Annotated in this window: 16 protein-coding genes; 6 read left to right on the top strand and 10 right to left on the bottom strand. The window is 35.3% G+C overall.

Going from position 1 to position 18,731, the window contains the following annotated elements; genetic code table 11:
• Positions 1–2: 2 nt before the first annotated feature.
• The 4 genes from ACX9TM_RS09460 to ACX9TM_RS09445 all read right to left on the bottom strand — a co-directional run bounded on the left by ACX9TM_RS09460 (position 3) and on the right by ACX9TM_RS09445 (position 5,888).
• Positions 3–1,301, bottom strand: a complete 1,299-nt coding sequence (locus tag ACX9TM_RS09460) for a sensor histidine kinase (RefSeq protein WP_002023846.1) — start codon at positions 1,299–1,301, stop codon at positions 3–5.
• 63 nt (positions 1,302–1,364) lie between these two features.
• The gene (malS, locus tag ACX9TM_RS09455) at positions 1,365–3,077 is read right to left on the bottom strand and encodes an oxaloacetate-decarboxylating malate dehydrogenase (protein WP_002195357.1); all 1,713 of its coding nucleotides are present in this window, start codon (positions 3,075–3,077) and stop codon (positions 1,365–1,367) included.
• A 75-nt stretch (positions 3,078–3,152) separates the two neighbouring features.
• A complete protein-coding gene (aspA, locus tag ACX9TM_RS09450; protein WP_048538206.1) occupies positions 3,153–4,592 on the bottom strand; it encodes an aspartate ammonia-lyase in 1,440 nt (479 codons plus the stop codon).
• Between the two features lie 24 nt (positions 4,593–4,616).
• Positions 4,617–5,888, bottom strand: coding sequence for a cation:dicarboxylate symporter family transporter (locus ACX9TM_RS09445; protein ID WP_000713293.1), 1,272 nt, complete (start codon positions 5,886–5,888; stop codon positions 4,617–4,619).
• Positions 5,889–6,583: 695 nt separating this feature from the next.
• Between ACX9TM_RS09445 and ACX9TM_RS09440 the strand changes: the two genes are divergently transcribed.
• Together ACX9TM_RS09440 and pyrH are read left to right on the top strand one after the other, a co-directional pair.
• Positions 6,584–7,939, top strand: a complete 1,356-nt coding sequence (locus ACX9TM_RS09440; RefSeq protein ID WP_065382063.1) for an RNA-guided endonuclease TnpB family protein — start codon at positions 6,584–6,586, stop codon at positions 7,937–7,939.
• Between the two features lie 314 nt (positions 7,940–8,253).
• Positions 8,254–8,997 (top strand): UMP kinase, encoded by a 744-nt coding sequence (gene pyrH, locus ACX9TM_RS09435; protein WP_001248059.1) that lies wholly within the window; start codon positions 8,254–8,256, stop codon positions 8,995–8,997.
• Positions 8,998–9,051: 54 nt separating this feature from the next.
• On the opposite strand, the gene ACX9TM_RS09430 is transcribed toward pyrH, so the two are convergent.
• The 6 genes from ACX9TM_RS09430 to ACX9TM_RS09405 form a co-directional block, all read right to left on the bottom strand.
• Positions 9,052–10,263, bottom strand: a complete 1,212-nt coding sequence (locus tag ACX9TM_RS09430) for a phospholipase D-like domain-containing protein (RefSeq protein WP_000591900.1) — start codon at positions 10,261–10,263, stop codon at positions 9,052–9,054.
• 110 nt (positions 10,264–10,373) lie between these two features.
• On the bottom strand, positions 10,374–11,519 hold the full coding sequence (locus tag ACX9TM_RS09425) for an ABC transporter permease (RefSeq protein WP_065212089.1): 1,146 nt from the start codon (positions 11,517–11,519) through the stop codon (positions 10,374–10,376).
• 1 nt (position 11,520) lies between these two features.
• Positions 11,521–12,630 (bottom strand): ABC transporter permease, encoded by a 1,110-nt coding sequence (locus tag ACX9TM_RS09420; RefSeq protein WP_001020162.1) that lies wholly within the window; start codon positions 12,628–12,630, stop codon positions 11,521–11,523.
• Positions 12,631–12,667: 37 nt separating this feature from the next.
• Positions 12,668–13,606, bottom strand: a complete 939-nt coding sequence (locus ACX9TM_RS09415) for an ABC transporter ATP-binding protein (protein WP_001093804.1) — start codon at positions 13,604–13,606, stop codon at positions 12,668–12,670.
• 138 nt (positions 13,607–13,744) lie between these two features.
• Positions 13,745–14,845 (bottom strand): sensor histidine kinase, encoded by a 1,101-nt coding sequence (locus ACX9TM_RS09410; RefSeq protein ID WP_000397690.1) that lies wholly within the window; start codon positions 14,843–14,845, stop codon positions 13,745–13,747.
• A 4-nt stretch (positions 14,846–14,849) separates the two neighbouring features.
• A complete protein-coding gene (locus ACX9TM_RS09405; RefSeq protein ID WP_000694093.1) occupies positions 14,850–15,488 on the bottom strand; it encodes a response regulator transcription factor in 639 nt (212 codons plus the stop codon).
• 220 nt (positions 15,489–15,708) lie between these two features.
• Here ACX9TM_RS09405 and ACX9TM_RS09400 point away from each other — a divergent pair, with 220 nt between their 5' ends.
• Genes ACX9TM_RS09400 through exsE form a run of 4 tightly spaced genes read left to right on the top strand, consistent with a single transcriptional unit; the run spans position 15,709 to position 18,710 of the window.
• Positions 15,709–16,254, top strand: coding sequence for an RNA polymerase sigma factor (locus ACX9TM_RS09400; protein WP_256737415.1), 546 nt, complete (start codon positions 15,709–15,711; stop codon positions 16,252–16,254).
• The gene (locus ACX9TM_RS09395) at positions 16,251–16,694 is read left to right on the top strand and encodes a hypothetical protein (protein ID WP_065212090.1); all 444 of its coding nucleotides are present in this window, start codon (positions 16,251–16,253) and stop codon (positions 16,692–16,694) included. Before ACX9TM_RS09400 ends, ACX9TM_RS09395 begins: the two co-directional genes overlap by 4 nt.
• The gene (locus ACX9TM_RS09390) at positions 16,687–17,757 is read left to right on the top strand and encodes a hypothetical protein (protein ID WP_001039115.1); all 1,071 of its coding nucleotides are present in this window, start codon (positions 16,687–16,689) and stop codon (positions 17,755–17,757) included. Before ACX9TM_RS09395 ends, ACX9TM_RS09390 begins: the two co-directional genes overlap by 8 nt.
• Positions 17,754–18,710, top strand: coding sequence for an exosporium protein ExsE (gene exsE / locus ACX9TM_RS09385; RefSeq protein WP_001261422.1), 957 nt, complete (start codon positions 17,754–17,756; stop codon positions 18,708–18,710). The genes ACX9TM_RS09390 and exsE overlap by 4 nt, the downstream gene beginning before the upstream one ends.
• Positions 18,711–18,731 lie beyond the last annotated feature (21 nt).

The raw sequence follows: 18,731 nt of genomic DNA, 5'->3' as shown, positions 1-18,731 counted from the left end.
ATCTATTCCCCTTCCTGCTTTAAACTATCCTCTGGTAAACAAACGATAAACTTACATCCTCTTTTATTTTCTCGGTCTTCTAATTTCACTTCTCCGCCTAGCTCTGTTACCATTTCATTTATGTAAGAAAGCCCAATACCAGTTGACGGTGTTCCCGTTTGATCATACTTGGAAGTAAATCCTGGCTTAAATACTAATTTCTTATACTTTTGTGTAATACCAGGCCCATCGTCAATTACTTCAAAAAATATATGCTGATTTCTTTTATATAGCTTAATAATAACGAAACCTTTATCTTCAATTGCTTCAACCGCATTTGCAACTAAGTTATTAAAAATTGATAGCACTGTATACACGTGGTATGCAGCATGCTCACCTTCTATATGTTTAGAAAAACGTATATCCTTTTCTAGCATTTCAGCATACTTCTCGTTTATTCTAACAATCATCTCTGCTAACTCATGTCCTTCTACATATTCAGCCACATTTTTATCTAATAACAGTTTAGATAATCCTGCAAATATCCTTTGATTATCCTTTTTTATTTCATGCACTTCCCCCGCTATTTTCAATGCTGTTTTACTACTTGAATCAGCGCTTACTTGTAAATTTCGATATAGTTGATATGCTTCTTGTGTAATTAACTCCGCATTTTGTAACGTCTTTTTCAAATGAACAGATTCCACATATAAATTAGAAAGATGCATTAACATATTTTCATTTTCTTTTCGAACTTGCGATTCTTTTAATTTCGTTTCATATAAATTCATCATATTTAAAAAACCAAGTGCAAAGAAACTACGAAAAATAGCAATAATAATAAGTTTATTCACTTCAGAAATCGTTATTGTTGTACCTAGTACTAACATGTGATAAAACGCAAGTTCTGACATACTTGCAACAATTTCAATTGAAATTCCAAGGCATCCAATAATGATTGGTTTCTGATGGAACTTATTTACCCTACAAAGCGAAAAAAAACTGCCATAAATAAAATAATAGAAGAACACAGGATAACGCAAATAAAATGATTCTGTCATATGAAATGAACCTTGCATGATCCAGTCAAGACATACTCGGAATAAGACTACAGATATACCAACAAGAATACCTGCAACTCCTGCTGGTACTCTTCTTAAAAATAATAATAAAAAGAAGAATAGCGGTGTACCGAAGCTAACTCGAAACGTATCATTAAAGGGATGAAAGTTCAGCTCCCCAGCAATCGGAACAACGACCATTAATATAATTAAAAGGGACATATCTTTCTTCCATAATTGATTCCAATTCAAAGGTGACACTTCCTATACTTTTTTCAGTAGTAAAAGTGAAAGCCCGCTTATTGTTATAAACGGGCTTGTTTTCTATATTCTAACCTTTTCTACCGCTTTTATTTGGCGATACTCTGGCTTCCACATTGCTTCTTGCACTGCCATCTTGATATCGTTATCACTTAAGTTCACTCTTGCAACACCTTCTGCAACTGCAACTTTCGCTACTTCAATTGCAACCATTTCTGAGATATTACGTAATTCTTCGACCTCTGGTAAAATAGGTGCTCCTGGCTGACTTGTATCTACCATACTTGCAACTGCTTCAGCAGCCGCTGCGAACATTCCATCCGTCATGACGCTTGCTCGTACTACAATTGTTCCAAGACCAAGCCCTGGGAAAATAAGTGCATTATTTGATTGTCCAATCACATACGTTACACCGTTATATGTAACTGGTTCAAATGGACTTCCTGTTGCAACTAACGCTCTTCCTTCTGTCCACTCGATTAAATCTGCTGGTTTTGCTTCAGCAAGTGGCGTTGGATTCGACATCGGTAAAATGATTGGTCTTTCTACGTGAGAAGCCATTTCTTTAATAATCTCTTCTTTAAATGCACCTGCAACAGTAGATGTACCAATTAAAATTGTCGGTTTTACATGTTTCACAACTTCAGCAAGTCCGATCACATCATTTTCTTTCCACTCACTTACTTCTGCTTCTTTTCTTGCGTACGGAATTTGGAAATCAAGAAGATCTTCCATATTATCTGTAACTAACCCGTTACGATCAATACACCAGAAACGCTTATATGATTCTTCTTCAGATACGCCTACGCGAACCATCGCATCTCTAACTTGATCTGCGATACCGATTCCAGCCGTACCAGCACCAAATACAACAACGCGGTGTTCACTTAGCGGTACACCAGAAGCTTTCACTGCCGATAATACTGCCGCAAGTGAAACTGCACCTGTACCTTGAATATCATCATTAAATGTACAAACATCATGACGATATTTATCTAAAATTTTTCGTGCGTTACGAGAGCTAAAGTCTTCCCAATGTAAAAGTGCTTTCGGGAATTGTTTGTTTACCGCTTGTACAAACGTATCAATAAATTCATCGTAAGCTTCACCTGTTATACGAGGGTGACGATTTCCAATATAAAATGGATTGTTTAATAGCTCCTCACGGTTTGTACCTACATCTAAAATTACTGGTAATACACGACTAGGATCGATTCCAACTGCAGCAGTGTAAACAGCTAATTTTCCGATTGCGATGTTAATACCACCAACGCCCCAGTCACCAATTCCTAATATGCCTTCTCCATCTGTTACAACGACTAAATCAATGTTCTCAGCTGTTGCACCGATATTGGTAAATGCTTCTTCGATACCTGATGAATCGTTAATTGATAAATAAACGCCACGTGGTTTACGATATTCATGACTATATCTTTGAATTGCTACACCGACAGTTGGTGTATATACAATCGGTAACATTTCACGTAAATGATCTGTTAATATACGATAAAATAATACTTCATTTCGATCATGTAACGCAGTTAAGTATACATTCTTTAATAAATCATCCGGCTGAGAACTAAATTGTTCGTATGCTCGGCGTGCCTGTTCTTCTAACGTTAAAACCGCTGGCGGTAATAACCCTTTTAAACCTAACTCTTCTCTTTCATTTTGTGTGAAAGCTACCCCTTTATTTAAAAGTGGTGTTGATAATACTTCTGCTCCTCTTAATGTTGTTTCTAATGCACCATTAGAAGCTACTGTAAACTTGCTCATAACATCCCTACCTCTATTCATATATAGCATTTCTATATTGTAAACAAAAAAGAGGGGCTTGTCCCCCCTCTTCTTTTAATTTTTCTTTAAAAGAGTTGCTCCTGCAATCCCTGGGTGTGTCATTTCGAATGGATCTAGAATTAATTCTAAGTCTTCTTGTGACAATACACCATTTTTCACACAAAGTTCTCGAACGGATTGCCCTGTCGCGATTGCTTCTTTCGCAACGCGAGCTGCTGCTTCATAACCGATATGAGGGTTCACGGCTGTAATAATTCCTACACTCTTCTCAACATACTCTTTTAAGCGATCTTCATTCGCTTCAATTCCTTTTAAGCAATTATCTGTAAAGGCACGGAAACCGTTATTCATAATGCTAATTGATTGAAGTAAGTTGAAAACAAGTACTGGTTCCATAACGTTTAATTCTAATTGTCCTGCTTCTGAAGCAAGGCAAATTGTATGGTCGTTACCAATGACTTGGAACGCAATTTGATTAATTACTTCTGGCATAACAGGATTTACTTTCCCTGGCATAATAGATGAACCTGGTTGACGAGCTGGTAGCATAATTTCCGCTAAACCAACGCGTGGACCTGATGCCATTAAGCGAAGGTCATTCGCAATTTTAGACATATTCATCATACATACTTTAAGTGCTGCAGATACTTCTGTGTATGCATCCGTATTTTGCGTTGCATCTACTAAGTCTTCTGCACCAACTAGTGGTAGTTCACTAATTGCAGCTAAATGTTTTACAACTGCTTCAATATATTCTGGGTCTGCATTTAAGCCTGTACCAACTGCAGTTGCTCCCATGTTCACTTCATATAAGTGTTGACGTGATTGCTGAATTCGTTTCATATCACGTTCAAGTACACGAGAGTACGCTTTAAATTCTTGTCCAAGGCGAATTGGCACAGCGTCTTGTAAATGTGTACGACCCATTTTAATAACATGGTCAAACTGTTCTGCTTTTATTTCAAATACATCATGCATATAACCCATCGTTTGTAATAAGCCTTCTAACGCATTTAAAGTTGCGATATGAATCGCCGTTGGGAATGCATCGTTTGTTGATTGCGCCATGTTTACATGACTATTTGGACTAATATAATGATAGTCTCCCTTTTCCATTCCTAATAATTCAAGAGCACGATTGGCAATGACTTCATTTGCATTCATGTTCATTGAAGTACCCGCTCCGCCTTGGATTGGATCTACGATGAAATGATCATGCCATTTTCCATCAAGAATTTCTTGAGCAGCCTCTGCGATCGCACCGCCCTTGTTCAATTCCAATCTTCCTACATCTGTATTCGCAAGCGCTGCTGCTTTTTTTACAATTGCGAACGCTCTAATTAAACCTTCATGGATTTTGTATCCTGTAATTGGGAAATTTTCAACTGCACGCATTGTTTGTACGCCGTAGTATGCATAGTTTGGTACTTCTTTTTCACCTAAAAAATCTTTTTCAATTCGAACACCATTTTTAACTTCAGTTAATGTTGCCATGATTATTCACTCCTTAACGATTTCTTATGCTGCTTTTGTTTCTTTGACTGTTTCTACATATTGTTTTGCTTTCTCATTATCGAATTCGCCTTCCCACTTCGACATAACAATGGCCGCTAATGCATTTCCTAATACATTGACAGATGAGCGAATCATATCTAAAATGCGGTCAATTCCCGCAATTAACGCGATACCTTCTAGTGGTAGCCCCATTGAACCTAACGTTGCTAATACAACAACGAACGATGCACCTGGAACTCCCGCCATACCTTTGGATGTTAACATGAGAACGAATAATAACGTTATTTGCTCCGTTAGTGACATGTGCACACCGTACATTTGTGCAACAAACAATGCCGCTAACGCTTGATAAATAGCCGATCCAGTCAAGTTAAATGTATAACCTGTCGGAATTACGAAAGAGGCAACTGCCTTTGGACAACCGAACTCTTCCATTTTTCTCATTATATTAGGTAAAACAGCTTCTGAACTTGCTGTTGTAAACGAAAGAATCAGTTCTTCTTTTAAAATTTTCATTAATGTAAAAATGTTTACTCCAACCATTCGTGCATTAATACCTAATACAATCACAACGAATAGTATAACAGTTACGTATACAGCTAGCACTAGTTTTCCTAGCGGAAGTAATGTTGCTACACCAAATTTTGCAACCGTAACGGCAATTAATGCGAATACACCAAATGGTGCAAATTTCATAACTTGATTTGTAACCCAAAACATGGCTTCGAGTACGCCTTCAAAGAAGTTAAAGACTGGCTTTCCTTTTTCTCCAATTGCCGCAACTCCTAAGCCGAATAATACTGAGAAGAATATAATCGGTAATAGGTCACCTTGTGCAATCGATTCAAATACGTTTTTCGGTACAATGTGAACAATTGTCTCAGCAAAACCTTTCTTCTCTGTTGCATCTGCAGTTTGTTTATAAGAAGAAATATCACTTTGCTGTAAATTACTCATATCAACACCAGTACCTGGTTGGAATATATTCGCTGCAAGTAATCCCATTAAAATAGCAATCGTCGTAATAATTTCGAAATAAAGAATTGTCTTACCACCCAGTTTCCCAAGCTTCTTCATATCTCCTACACCAGCTACTGCAACAATTAATGCTGAAATAACAATTGGTACTACAATCATCTTAATTAAGTGAATAAATATATCCCCAATTGGTGTGATATAAGAAATCGCCGTTTTATTGCCATAAAAGACTGCCCCTACTACAATCCCTAAAACAAGCGCGACAAAAATTTGTGTTGCTAATCCGAATTTTTTCATTTATGTTCATCCCCTTCATGCGAACGCTTTCAATTTGAATTTATAAAAGCTACTCACACATCTTATAAGCGAACCTACAAAATCATACAAAAACCTACAAGTTCGTCACAAAAAATTCAAATATTTTTCTTCTTTTTTTCATTGACACCATTTTGTTAAAAAACGATAAAATAAACTTGATAAGTAATCAGATTGTTTCGTATAATCAAAAAGATATATACTTAAAACAAATCAAAATGAAAAGGAGTGGATGTTATGAAAAACTATACAAAGCAATTCGTTCTATCTTCTTCTTTTCTTTTTCATTTTCTTAAAAAGGAACAAAGGCATTCGCCTTTGTTCCTTTTTTTATCCTTTTCGGCAAGAAGACTCCCTCCGATTTGTGTTACGGGTGAAACTCAACAATTCAGGTGGAGATGAATTGCCGTCAGAAGGTAGGCTGAACTCTTTTGTTTCGCTCATAATAATTTTTTGAGTGCGAATGTTTGTTTTTTTGTCTTACGATATAATCTGCGTAGATAAGGAGAGGAGGGAATAGATTGTAAGACAACGAAATTGGATAATGCTTATCATTCACCTACTTGAGTCAAAAGGAATTACGATGAAGAACATGTTCGCATGTTGTTTCATTTCGTTCCAAATATGGATTTGTTAAAAAATTTTTAATGAGTCCTCTAAGAAAGACGGTGAAAACAATGGCCAGAAAGAAAGCAGTGAAAGTATTACGTAAACAAAAGAAAAGAGAAATCATACAACGATTCACTCAAAAACAAAATATTGGGCGAGCTTGCTTGACTGCTAAAGAATTCCGCTTACTGCAACGCATGTCACATAGTTCAAAAGCATTGCGAAATGTTGGATTGTACACGATTAAACAAAGTTACTTGAATCATAATAAAATGGCTACTATAAGAGAAGTGGATACTGCCATGCAAGCCGATATGAATTACTGGGGCATTCAATCAAATTCGGTTCAAGCGATTCGTAGAGCCTTGTTTACAGAAGTGAAGAGCTTTTTTAAAGCGTTGGAACAGTGGAAGAAAAAAACTGAGCAGTTCACAGGGCGTCCTAAGTTTCCGAATTATTCTCGTTCCACTGACAAACGAATTATTGAAATCTATCAAGTGCCAAAAGTGGATGAGAACGGGTATTGGATGTTTCCGATGAATGTTGCATTCAGAAAAAAATTCGGTTCTATTAAAATACGTATGCCAAAAAACTTAAGAAATAAAAACATCTCCTACATTGAGATTGTACCAAAGCAAAAAGGTCGGTTCTTTGAGGTGCATTATACATATGAAATGCACGTTTCTCAAATGAAGAAACCACCTACGACCACTAGTAACGCTTTGAGTTGCGATTTAGGTGTAGACAGATTGTTAAGTTGCGTAACCAATACAGGTGATGCCTTCTTAATGGATGGGAAAAAACTAAAATCCATAAATCAATACTTCAACAAAATGATATGTAATCTAGGGCAGAAAAATATGGACAATGGAATTTCAAAACGTATTGTAACGAATAAAATGGCCGCACTTTGGCATAAACGAGAAAGACAAATAAACGGTTATATTGCACAAACAGTAGGTCTGTTGTTCAAAAAAGTGAAAGAATTCGATATAGATACGATTGTTGTAGGGTATAACGCTGGTTGGAAACAAAACTCTCATATGGGGAAAAAGAATAATCAAAAGTTTGTTCAAATCCCATTTCAGAAATTGATTGCAGCGATTGAGAATAAATGTGTAAAAGAAGGCATTCGCTTTTTCAAACAAGAAGAAAGCTATACTTCAAAAGCTAGTTTTCTTGATAAGGATCCGGTTCCAGTTTCGTCTAAGGATGATAAGACGCAATATCGCTTTAGCGGCAAACGAATTACGCGTGGTCTGTATCAAAGTAAAGCAGGAACATGTATCCATGCTGATATTAATGGTGCGCTGAATACATTGAAAAAGTCAGGAGTTGTAGAATTGGATGGCAATCTCAAAGTGAAAACGCCGATTCTATTAGAAGTGCAAAAACGTAAGGCTATTGCTTTGTGCATAGCTTAGTGGGTGCGTCAACCATCCATGTGTACGCGACTTGTCGGGGCTTGTAGCACACGCCGGATTCATCTGAGTGGTGGCTTCTTCCATAAGGGAGAACTGCTCTTTTTCGAAAGGGTGATGCAAGTGGGAAAACAATCGTTCGTTGTCAGTACCAACCAAAAACAGACTCGGGGTGTTACCATAAGGTAGCATGAATGCTAGAGCGTCAAACTGTCTAGCGATAGACGAAAAGACCTAGTGTTCGAACTCAAGCCCCCACTGAAAGGCTTTATCTCAGTGGGGGGGAGTTGACTGCGATCTATATAGGGGGAATTGTTATGAGACCATATAAACGTGTCTTAATTAAATTAAGCGGCGGTGCACTTGCCGATCAAACTGGAAATAGCTTTAACTCCAAACGATTAGAACATATCGCAAACGAAATTTTATCCATTGTTGATTTAGGTATCGAAGTATCCATCGTCATCGGTGGCGGTAACATTTTTAGGGGACATCTAGCTGAAGAGTGGGGAATTGATCGAGTAGAAGCTGATAATATCGGTACGTTAGGTACAATCATTAACAGCTTAATGCTTCGCGGTGTTTTAACAAGTAAAACAAATAGAGAAGTACGCGTTATGACTTCCATTCCATTTAATGCAGTAGCTGAACCATACATTCGCTTGCGTGCAGTCCACCATTTAGATAACGGTTATATCGTTATCTTTGGAGGCGGTAACGGCCAACCGTTCGTGACGACAGATTATCCAAGTGTACAAAGAGCCATCGAGATGAATAGTGATGCCATATTAGTCGCAAAACAAGGGGTCGATGGCGTCTTTACAAGTGATCCAAAGCATAATAAATCAGCAAAAATGTACAGCAAACTAAACTATAATGATGTCGTTAGACAAAATATACAAGTCATGGATCAAGCGGCATTACTGCTTGCCCGGGACTACAATTTACCAGCACACGTCTTTAACTTTGATGAGCCTGGTGTCATGAAGAAAATATGTTTAGGCGAACATGTGGGGACGTTGATCAATGATGATGTTACGATGCTGGTGCATGAAAAATAATGATTTCCCACCAAAAAAGGGTGCCTTTTGTAGGCACCCTTTCCTAATTCATCATCACAAATAGAAGTCAACCAATCCCGCCACTTTCTCCTTACAACGCTCCCAAAAAGATAACTTTTCAAAAAACTCTTTCGTCATTTCTTTCGAATCATGAAAATCCTCTGTTAACGCCTTATTAACTTGTCCTACAATAGGACCACCATAAATATAAAAATTCATTTCATCATTTATATTGAAGCTACGCGAAGTAAAGTTTGTTGTACCAATAACGGTTAATTCATTATCAATAAGCATTAATTTACCATGGAACATTCCTTTTTTATAACCATATACAGTAATCCCATTATTAACAGCTTGACGTATGTATGGATACGCCGCTTCTTTTATAAGAGGTAGATCCGGTTTATATGACCAAAGTATTTTTACTGTAACACCACGCTTTTGCGCCGCGATTAAAGCATTCATAGATTCTTTATTTTTCGCTATAAAATACGGTGTTGCAATTACAATGGAGTGCTGAGCTTGTTTTATGAGCTCTATATATTTTTCAGCAACGTAATGCCCATTGTAACTAGTCATAGTATGTAATGTATTCCCTTTACTAGCTTTATTCGTACTTCTCTTTATCTCTTCTTTCGTATCTCGTTTCCAGTCTAAAGCGAATTGCTGTTCTAAATCTTTTGCTCCTTCTCCTTTAAGTCGTACATGATAATCACGCCAATATCCAAATCGCTTATCTTTCCCTAAGTACTCATCTCCTATATTAAATCCGCCTGTATAGCCAATCTCCCCATCAATCGTCGTAATACGGCGATGATTACGATGATGAAGAGAATAAAAGCCGAATGGTAATTCAGGTTTTCTACTATATGTAAAATGCACACCATTTTCCTGCAATTCATTTTTCATCTTTCTTTCAAATGATAAATCATTAATGCGATCAACGGATAAATAGACGTTTACTCCTTCTTTTGCCTTCTCTTTTAATAAGTTTAAAAAAGTATGGCTACTTTTATCATCCGACAAAATGAAGAAATACGTGTAAATGGAGCTTTTCGCTTCACTTATATCAGTAAATAATTGTTTATAAAAAGACTTCCCTTCTACATATAATTGAAAGTCACTATAATGAGGCGCATACTCTGTCGGCATGTTTTTCCCGGCTTCCATTTTTCTTCCGAGTGTAACGTCAATATGAACCCAAATTAAAATAAAAACGAAAATAGCAATAGCAATAGAAGTAACTCGCAATATTTTTTTAATCATTTTGATTTCCTTCCGATCATTTTCTTTCCACCTTTCTATTTTGTCATTCAAATTTAGATTTCATGCTTCATACAAAAAAGGATGTGACTTAACGTCACATCCTTTTCACATTAAACAAAATTTCTCGCATCATTATTTCTTCCAAACTTATAAATAGCAATTAAGAAGAATGCAATTGCGAAAGCGAATAAAATTAAAATGTTTAAATACAACTCCGAGAATGGTATTCCTTGTTGTAGTTTCGATACTGTGTCTAACAACCAGCGCTGCGGAAGAAAATTAGCTACTTTTTGTACTGCACTTGGCATAATGTCATATGGGAAATAACAACCCGCTAGTAAGCATGTTGGTACAATGACCATGTTTTGCATCGCATTTGCCGATGATGAGTTTTTTGAAAAAGCAACAATTACTAACGACATTCCAATCGCTATTAAAGCAAATATCATCAGTACACCAACCATAACGATGAAGGGCATATTGATATTCGTATGAAAAACATTCGTTAAGAATAGGATTGTAATCATAATTTGTACTGTTAATATAATCATATTTACCCCGACGTTAGATAATATAAATTTCTTTCCATCTATCGGCGTGGATAATAATCTAAAGTACGTTCTATTCTCTTTTTCTTTTAAAATATAGCCTGATAAGTTCACTGCTGAAAATAACATAAACATAATAAGATAACCCATCGTTTGGTTCGTCATATCTTTATTTTTCGAAGTATCTTCTAACGTCTCAGTCTTCACTTTAAATGAACTTTTTTGATATCCTGCGTACATCGTATCAAATGCACTTTGATCTGTTCCTGCTACTTTACTTATCGCTGCTACATTATTAATATAATTGTACAAATATGACTTAATAAACGCTGTTACTTGATCACCTTTAATCGATGAAATTTCAATATTGCTTGGTTTTCCTTCTCGGACACTTTCTGAAAAACCAGACTGTAACGTAATCACTCCATCAAGTTTTTTTGAAGTGAGTTTATCTTCTACTTCAGATTCTTTCACTTTACTTACTTTTACATGATTGATTTCTTCTAAAAATTTCACCGTATCATTTGCTATCGACTCATTTTCTTTATTTATAACTCCGATATTTAACGTCCCTTGCCCCGCATTTCCATATATTGAAAAGGAGATTAACGTTCCTATTATCGGCAAGCTAATAATAATGAGTAACCCTTTTTTATTTTTCAAAAGGACTGATAATGTTTTTTGCATAAGCCATAAAATATCTTTCATACTATAGCCCCTCCCGTCTGCGTAATGCGATAATCGATATGAATAAAAAGAGTGCTGAGATTCCGATATTTAAAGAGATGACTGGTAGTGCCGCCCCTACATCATTTGCATAAATAATTTTCATAACGGCAGTGTTTGCCCACGTTAATGGTGATAAATTCGTAACGAAATTTTCTTCTACTACGAAGTATGCCCCGCCAAAAATAGAAGCTAGTTGTACGATAACTAAAATAATTGCTCTAGATGCTTCACCTGTTTTTGTAATATATCCGATGCCGAGGCCGAAGCTAGTTGCTAAAAGGACTTCTGTTAGTAAAATAAGTAAGACAACTCCAAGATGATCGCCCCAGTTAGCTTGAAAAACAAATTTACTAAATAAAACGACAAGTAGTATGCACAGTGCATTCGCCACCATATTACCCAATATTTTCCCGATAAAAATTTCCGCTTTCGTTATAGGTGCAGCAATGAGACGATCTCCTGTTTTACGTATTCGTTCGCCTCTAATTAAATTACTTGCTCCCATCGCACCATACAAAGCAACCATCGTTGTCATTACAATTGCATAGTAATCCATAGAACCTGGTTTTTTAGTCGCTTGTAATGCCGTTTCTTTAATATACTCATTACGTTCTCCATTCGGAATTATTGTGCTAATTTTACTAGGGTCTACTTTCTCAATCTCAACTACTACATTGTACTTATCAACAAATGTAGTCATCATTCCTTCAACTATGCTACTTTCAATACTACTTCTATCACTTCCGTAAAACTTTACCCCGTCCTTATTCAATTCTACATACGCAGCGTATTTGTTTTGTTTTACTTTTTCTTTTCCATCTACCTCTTCAGAAACTTTCTTAAAGTGAATACCAGATTTACTTACTTCTTTTGCAAATGCTTCAAATGATTGAGAAAACGTACCATTTGCTTCATCTTTGTATATCACTTGTATATCTTTAATAGTATGACTATCGCTATTAAATGCATTACTTAACGCTGTTCCTAACACAAGCATAAGTACAATCGGAAATGCTAACATAAAAACTAAAGTTCTTACGTCTCTAAATTCTCTTTTAATGTGCATAATTGCAATATTGAAGATGTTCAATTGATGAACCTCCCTTTACCTTTTCTTCATTTACCTTTTATTTATCTCGTAAGTTTCTTCCGGTTAAGGTAAGAAATACTGTTTCTAAGTTGGGAGCCTGCTCCTCTAATGAACGAATTTCAATATCATGATTGATACAGTGTTGAATGATTTTATTTAAATTATTTAATCCCGCATCAGAATTCACTTTAATTACGTTTTCTTCAATTTGAACTGCTTTCACACCGTTTATCTCTTTTAATTTTTCTACATCTAAATTCTCTACCGATTTCACTTCAATCCAAATATCTTTCGTGTCAGTAATAATTGCTTTTAACTGTTCTTTCGTACCTTCTGCAATTACTTTACCGTGATCTACTATCGCTATTTTCGTACAAATCTCTTCTACCTCTTCCATGTAGTGACTCGTATAAATAATTGTACTTCCCATTTCATTTAATTTACGTACTGACTGCAAAATGTAGTTTCTTGACTGTGGATCAATTCCAACTGTCGGCTCATCCATAATAATTAACTTCGGTCTATGAGCAATTGCACAAGCGATATTCAGTCTTCGCTTCATCCCACCAGAAAAGTTCTTCGGATAGCTTTTCTGTTTATCACTAAGTCCTACAAATTTAAGAGCTTCCTCTACCCTAGCTTTTAATTCGGCTCCTCGTAACCCGTACAATCCAGCAAAGAATTTCACATTTTCATAGGCAGTTAACTCTTCATAAATCGCAATATCTTGCGGAACAATACCGATATTCATTTTCGCAAATCGATTATGTTTCTTTATATTTTTTCCTAGTATGCTAATCTCACCTTCATTACTTCTTAACAAACCAGCAATCATATTTATCGTTGTACTCTTACCAGCACCATTTGATCCTAAAAAGCCAAATATTTCTCCTTCTTTAATAGATAAAGACATATTATCAACTGCGATGAAATCACCAAATTTTTTCGTTAAATTTTTAATTTCTAATGTATTCATCATTTTCACCCCTATTTCGGTTTCTCTGCTTTTAGTATAAACAAAAAGAATGAACCTGCTCAGTGCAGAAGTTCATTCTTTTCACATGAGAATATTCACTTTTTTCATATGAGATGGTTCATCCTCGTACCATTCTCTTTATATTGGCAACAACATCGTTACTGAAAAACCACTTGTCCCATCTACAATAATTTTTCCGTTTACAGACGCCGTTCGCTCCTCCATCCCCATAATACCGAGACCTTTTTTAACAAGAGCTACCCCTTTTCCGTTATCCTTCACTTGCACCTTAACCATCTTGTTAAGTACATGAATATCTATAGAAATAACTGTCGCATCAGCATATTTCATTGCATTTGTTAGTGCTTCTGTAACATTCTCACCGATAATTTTCCACTGAATGGGAGAAATCATATCTAAGTTCCCTTTGTATACAAAAGGAATATTCACATCATTCTTACCGGCAAATTCCTCTATGAATAATTTCATACGATGAATGCCAATTTGCTCAGTTGGAGGCTTCATATTTTTTAATGTAATGCGAATACTTTCAATTCCATCTTTTGAAATGTGAATTGCATTTTGTAATAACTCCGCAGATTTTTCTTTATCTATTTCCATTAACCTTTTTGCTGCTTCCATTTGAATAAGTGCACCCGTCATCGAGTGACCAATTTTATCATGAATTTCTTGCGATAACCGATTTCTCTCTTCTAGCTTAAATGTGTATTCAGATTGTCTTATGTACTCTTTATTTTCATGTAAGCTTTTCGTAAGTCGTTGCATATCTTTTCGCATCTTATCATTTTGCGATTCAAGCTTTACTACACGCGATATATATCGATCTGCTATAGTTAAAACGAGAAAAGAAAATGCAACAATTAATCCATAAGTCATTCGAATACTTTCATCTGCAATCGTAATTGGGAGCATCATAACAACAAAGCGTGGCCAATTCTTTTCTATGTAATGGAATGTAATTTCGTATAAGTTCAAAGGTAAAAACAAAATAAAAAATGGATGAACCCTCCATGTAAATAACATAATTATGCCAATTGACATACAGATTAATAATTTTTTATACGTATCTTTTTTAAATATAGAAATCATTACGTTTACAGAGAGGTAAATAAGTAAAGTAAATATAACCCAAGGTAAATTTACTACATTTGCGTAAATATAACTAAACACAATATATAAAAAGACAATTAATTTACTTACAGTTAGCCAAAATTCCATATCACTAATCTACTTTCCCTGTTAAGTAATAAATCGCAATTTGTGTGCGATGTTCAAGTCCAGTTTTCCCTAAAACTGACGTAATATAATTTGCAATTGTTCCTTCAGATATAAAAAGCTGTTTCGAAATTTCTTTATTCGAGAAACCTTTTGCAATTAATGCGATAATACTAAGCTCCCTTTCTGTGAAAAGGCTCTTATCAATTTTACATTCTTCCTCTTTACTTTCCATTAAATTAGACTTAATTTTATCGAGGACAACATCTTGCATAACAGTTTGACCGTTATATACTCCTTTTATCGCATCACGAATACGCTCCGGATCGTTATTTTTTAACAAATAACCTTTCGCTCCGTTTTTTACTGCATCCAAAATATATTCATCATCATCAAACGTCGTTAAAATAAGCGGTTTTGTTTTCGTCTCTTCACAAATGAACTTCGTCGCCTCTACCCCGTTCATATTTGGCATGCGAACATCTAAAAGAGCAATATCAACTTCATGCTTTTTACAATATGCTACAGCTTCTTCCCCATCATTTACAGTATCTACTACTTCGAACTCTTCGTATGTATTTAAAATAATTTTCATGCCCTCTCTAATAAAAGAGTTATCATCCGCTATTAATATTTTAATTTTCATGTTTGTTAGTATGGCCCTTCCCCTACTAACATTCACATCCTTTCTCCGTGTAACATTTCCTACTTGCTCATTATATACTTCTCTTTACCATTTTTTCACACCTTTTTTCATCTAGCTCTCCTGCAAAAAATATATTATTCTTTTTTTACAATATGTGTAGGGTGACTTATCATTCTTTACGTCTATATAATAGAATGCGTCAAAAAGGAGGGAGAGACCCATTGAGGAAAAACAATTAATTGAAAAAGCACAGCAAGGAAGCGAGCATGCTTTTCGTATCCTTGTACAAACATATCGTCATTATATTTTTCAAGTTATCTTTTCTATTTTAAGACATGAAGAAGATGCGAAAGATGTTACACAAGAAGTATTCGTAAAAATTCACACCTCTCTCCCAAATTATCAATTTCGCGGATTAAAAACGTGGATGGCGCGTATTGCCACCAATCACGCTATTGATTATAAGAGGAAGAAAGCTAGAGAAAGTGAAGAACTCTCCTTATGTAAAGAAGCTGAGGAAAATATAAAGTCCTCTCATAATATTGAGGCTTTATTATTGACGAAAGAGCAGAAATTACTCATTGCTCAAAAACTGAGAGAACTTCCCGAAAATTACCGTGACGTCGTTCTCGCACATTACTTAGAAGAAAAAAGTTATCAAGAAATTGCTTTACAGGAAAACATCGAAGTAAAAACAGTCGAAATGAAACTGTATCGGGCACGAAAATGGATTAAAAAACATTGGAAGGAGGAAGAGTTTCTATGATGCATTATTCAAAAGAAGATTGGCGCAATTATGCATTAGATTTTATAGAAAACAATAAACGTGAATCTATGGAAGAACATCTTTACGAATGTGATCATTGTTTAACACTTTATATGGAAAGTATTGATGAACAACATGAAAACCTTCCAATGATAAATGATGATTCATTTACGAACGAAGTTATGACGCAAATTAATTTTGAAACGCTACAACCTAATAAAAATATAAAAACAAACTCACTAAAGCGCACAATTATTCACTACATAATTGCGACTGCAGCTACAATTATTTTTATGGTAAGTGGTTTATTCCAATATATTTTTACAGCGACATCAAATTTCGAGAAATCTTCAAAACATAACGAGTCTTCTATCTCACAACAAATTGTAAACAAATCGGTAGATACATCAAAAAAGGACGGAGGTTTAAAGCATGAATAAAAACCCCTTTTTAGCACTTGTATTAGGGCTAATTCCTGGGCTTGGACATTTATACTTAAAAAAGCTAGGACGGTTTATTTTATATAGCGGAGGATCTTTATTTCTATTCTCCTTTGCAGTATTTTGTACCATAGTAGTAAGAGAACGTGATATTGCTTTTCTTTCTCTATTTTTACTAGCTGTTCTATGGGTAATTAACTTACTAGATTTAGTTATCACCATTATAAAACAAACGAAAAAACAAGAAGCTGGAGAATTGATAAATTCCTCTAAAGAGAGCGAACGATTTTATATCATTCTCCTATCCATCATCCCTGGACTTGGCCATTTCCAATTAGGACTTATGCAACGCGGTCTTACGTTTTTAGTCGCTTGCGCTGGCTTAGGCAGCATGATTATATTTGTAACATTATTAACATCTCAAGGAAGTTTCCTTATCTTTCTTATTACGTTACCTGTTTTATGGATTTATAATTTCTTTGACGTTGTTCAGCAACTACAGAAAAAAGAACGCGACGAGCAATTAATTGACCGTACTATTTTCGAAGATTTTGAAGAACATCGAGAGCAAGGAAAGAAAAGTAAAACATTTGCTTCTATTTTAGCGATGTTCCCTGGAGCAGGTCATATGTATTTAGGTTTACAACGCCGTGGTCTTCAGCTTATGGCAGCCTTTTTACTATCTATTTATTTACTCGACTTATTAAGACTTTCTGCGTTTTTATTTTTAGTACCAATCATTTGGTTCTATAGCTTTTTTGATGCGTTACAGCAAACAGCAAAATACGGAAAAGAACGAGTACAAGACGAACCCATTATCGATTATTTTATAAATCATCAAAGATGGATCGGTATCGGATTAATTACACTCGGTGGTTATTATTTATTAAATCAAACAGTCCTTCCTATTTTGAATGATTATTTTGTAACTATATTTAATATTCATCTTAGTGAACTATATTATCGCTATTTCCAGACATCTATCGTTGCGCTCCTTTTAATTGGCGGCGGCTTTAAATTGTTACTTGGAAATAAAGAAAACAAAGGTGGGACAAGCGAATGAGGACTTGGCGTGTTGGAACATTCTCAATGGGGCTTTCTATTATATCGTTAGGGTGCTTTTTACTATTTTCAGTCGTAAAAGGAATTCAAGTATTAGATACACTAACTGCATGGTGGCCAGTTTTACTTATCATACTTGGAGCTGAAGTTTTACTATACCTTCTATTTTCTAAGAAGGAACAATCATTTATTAAATATGATATTTTTAGTATTTTCTTTATCGGTGTTTTAGGAAGCGTCGGAATTGCTTTTTACTGTTTATTATCAACTGGATTACTAGAAGAAGTTCGTCACTCTATTAACACAACGAGGCAAACGAGTAATATTCCAGACGGACAATTTGATATACCTGAATCTATTAAAAAAATCGTAGTAGATGCGGGACATCAACCTCTAACGATAGAGGGAAATAATACAAATCAAATTCATCTTTTGGGAACTTATGAAATGACAACGAAAGCAAATGAAAAACTCAATTTAAAACAAGATGATTTCCTTTCAGTTCAAACGGCTGGAGAAACGATGTATATCACTTTAAAATCATTACCTGTTCAGCATACGTTATTTAATTCAGCACCACAGGTGAAACCAACGCTTGTTCTTCCGCAAAATAAAAATGTGGAAATCCGTGCTTCAAATAACGAACTATCTCTTTATCCAGGTCAATTACAAAATAATTGGTTTGTACAGGAAAGCTCAAGAGTATCTGTCCATCTTGCAAAAGAGAGTGATGTATCTTTAACAGCAGTAACAAATCAAAAAGAAACACACGGAAGCACACCTTGGGAACAAGTAGAAGATTTAACGAAAAACGAAAATACTTCTTCAGAAGAACATCCAGAATTAAACAACCAAGAACATTGGTATAAAAATTCGATTAAAACTGGAAATGGCACGTACAAGTTAAATATTGAGAAAGCTTATAATTTGAATATGAGTGTTCTCGAAAAATAAAAAACCTTCCGCAATTGCGGA

It is taken from the genome of Bacillus sp. LH1, assembly GCF_057924895.1.
This window is presented reverse-complemented; position numbering and strand designations above follow the sequence as displayed.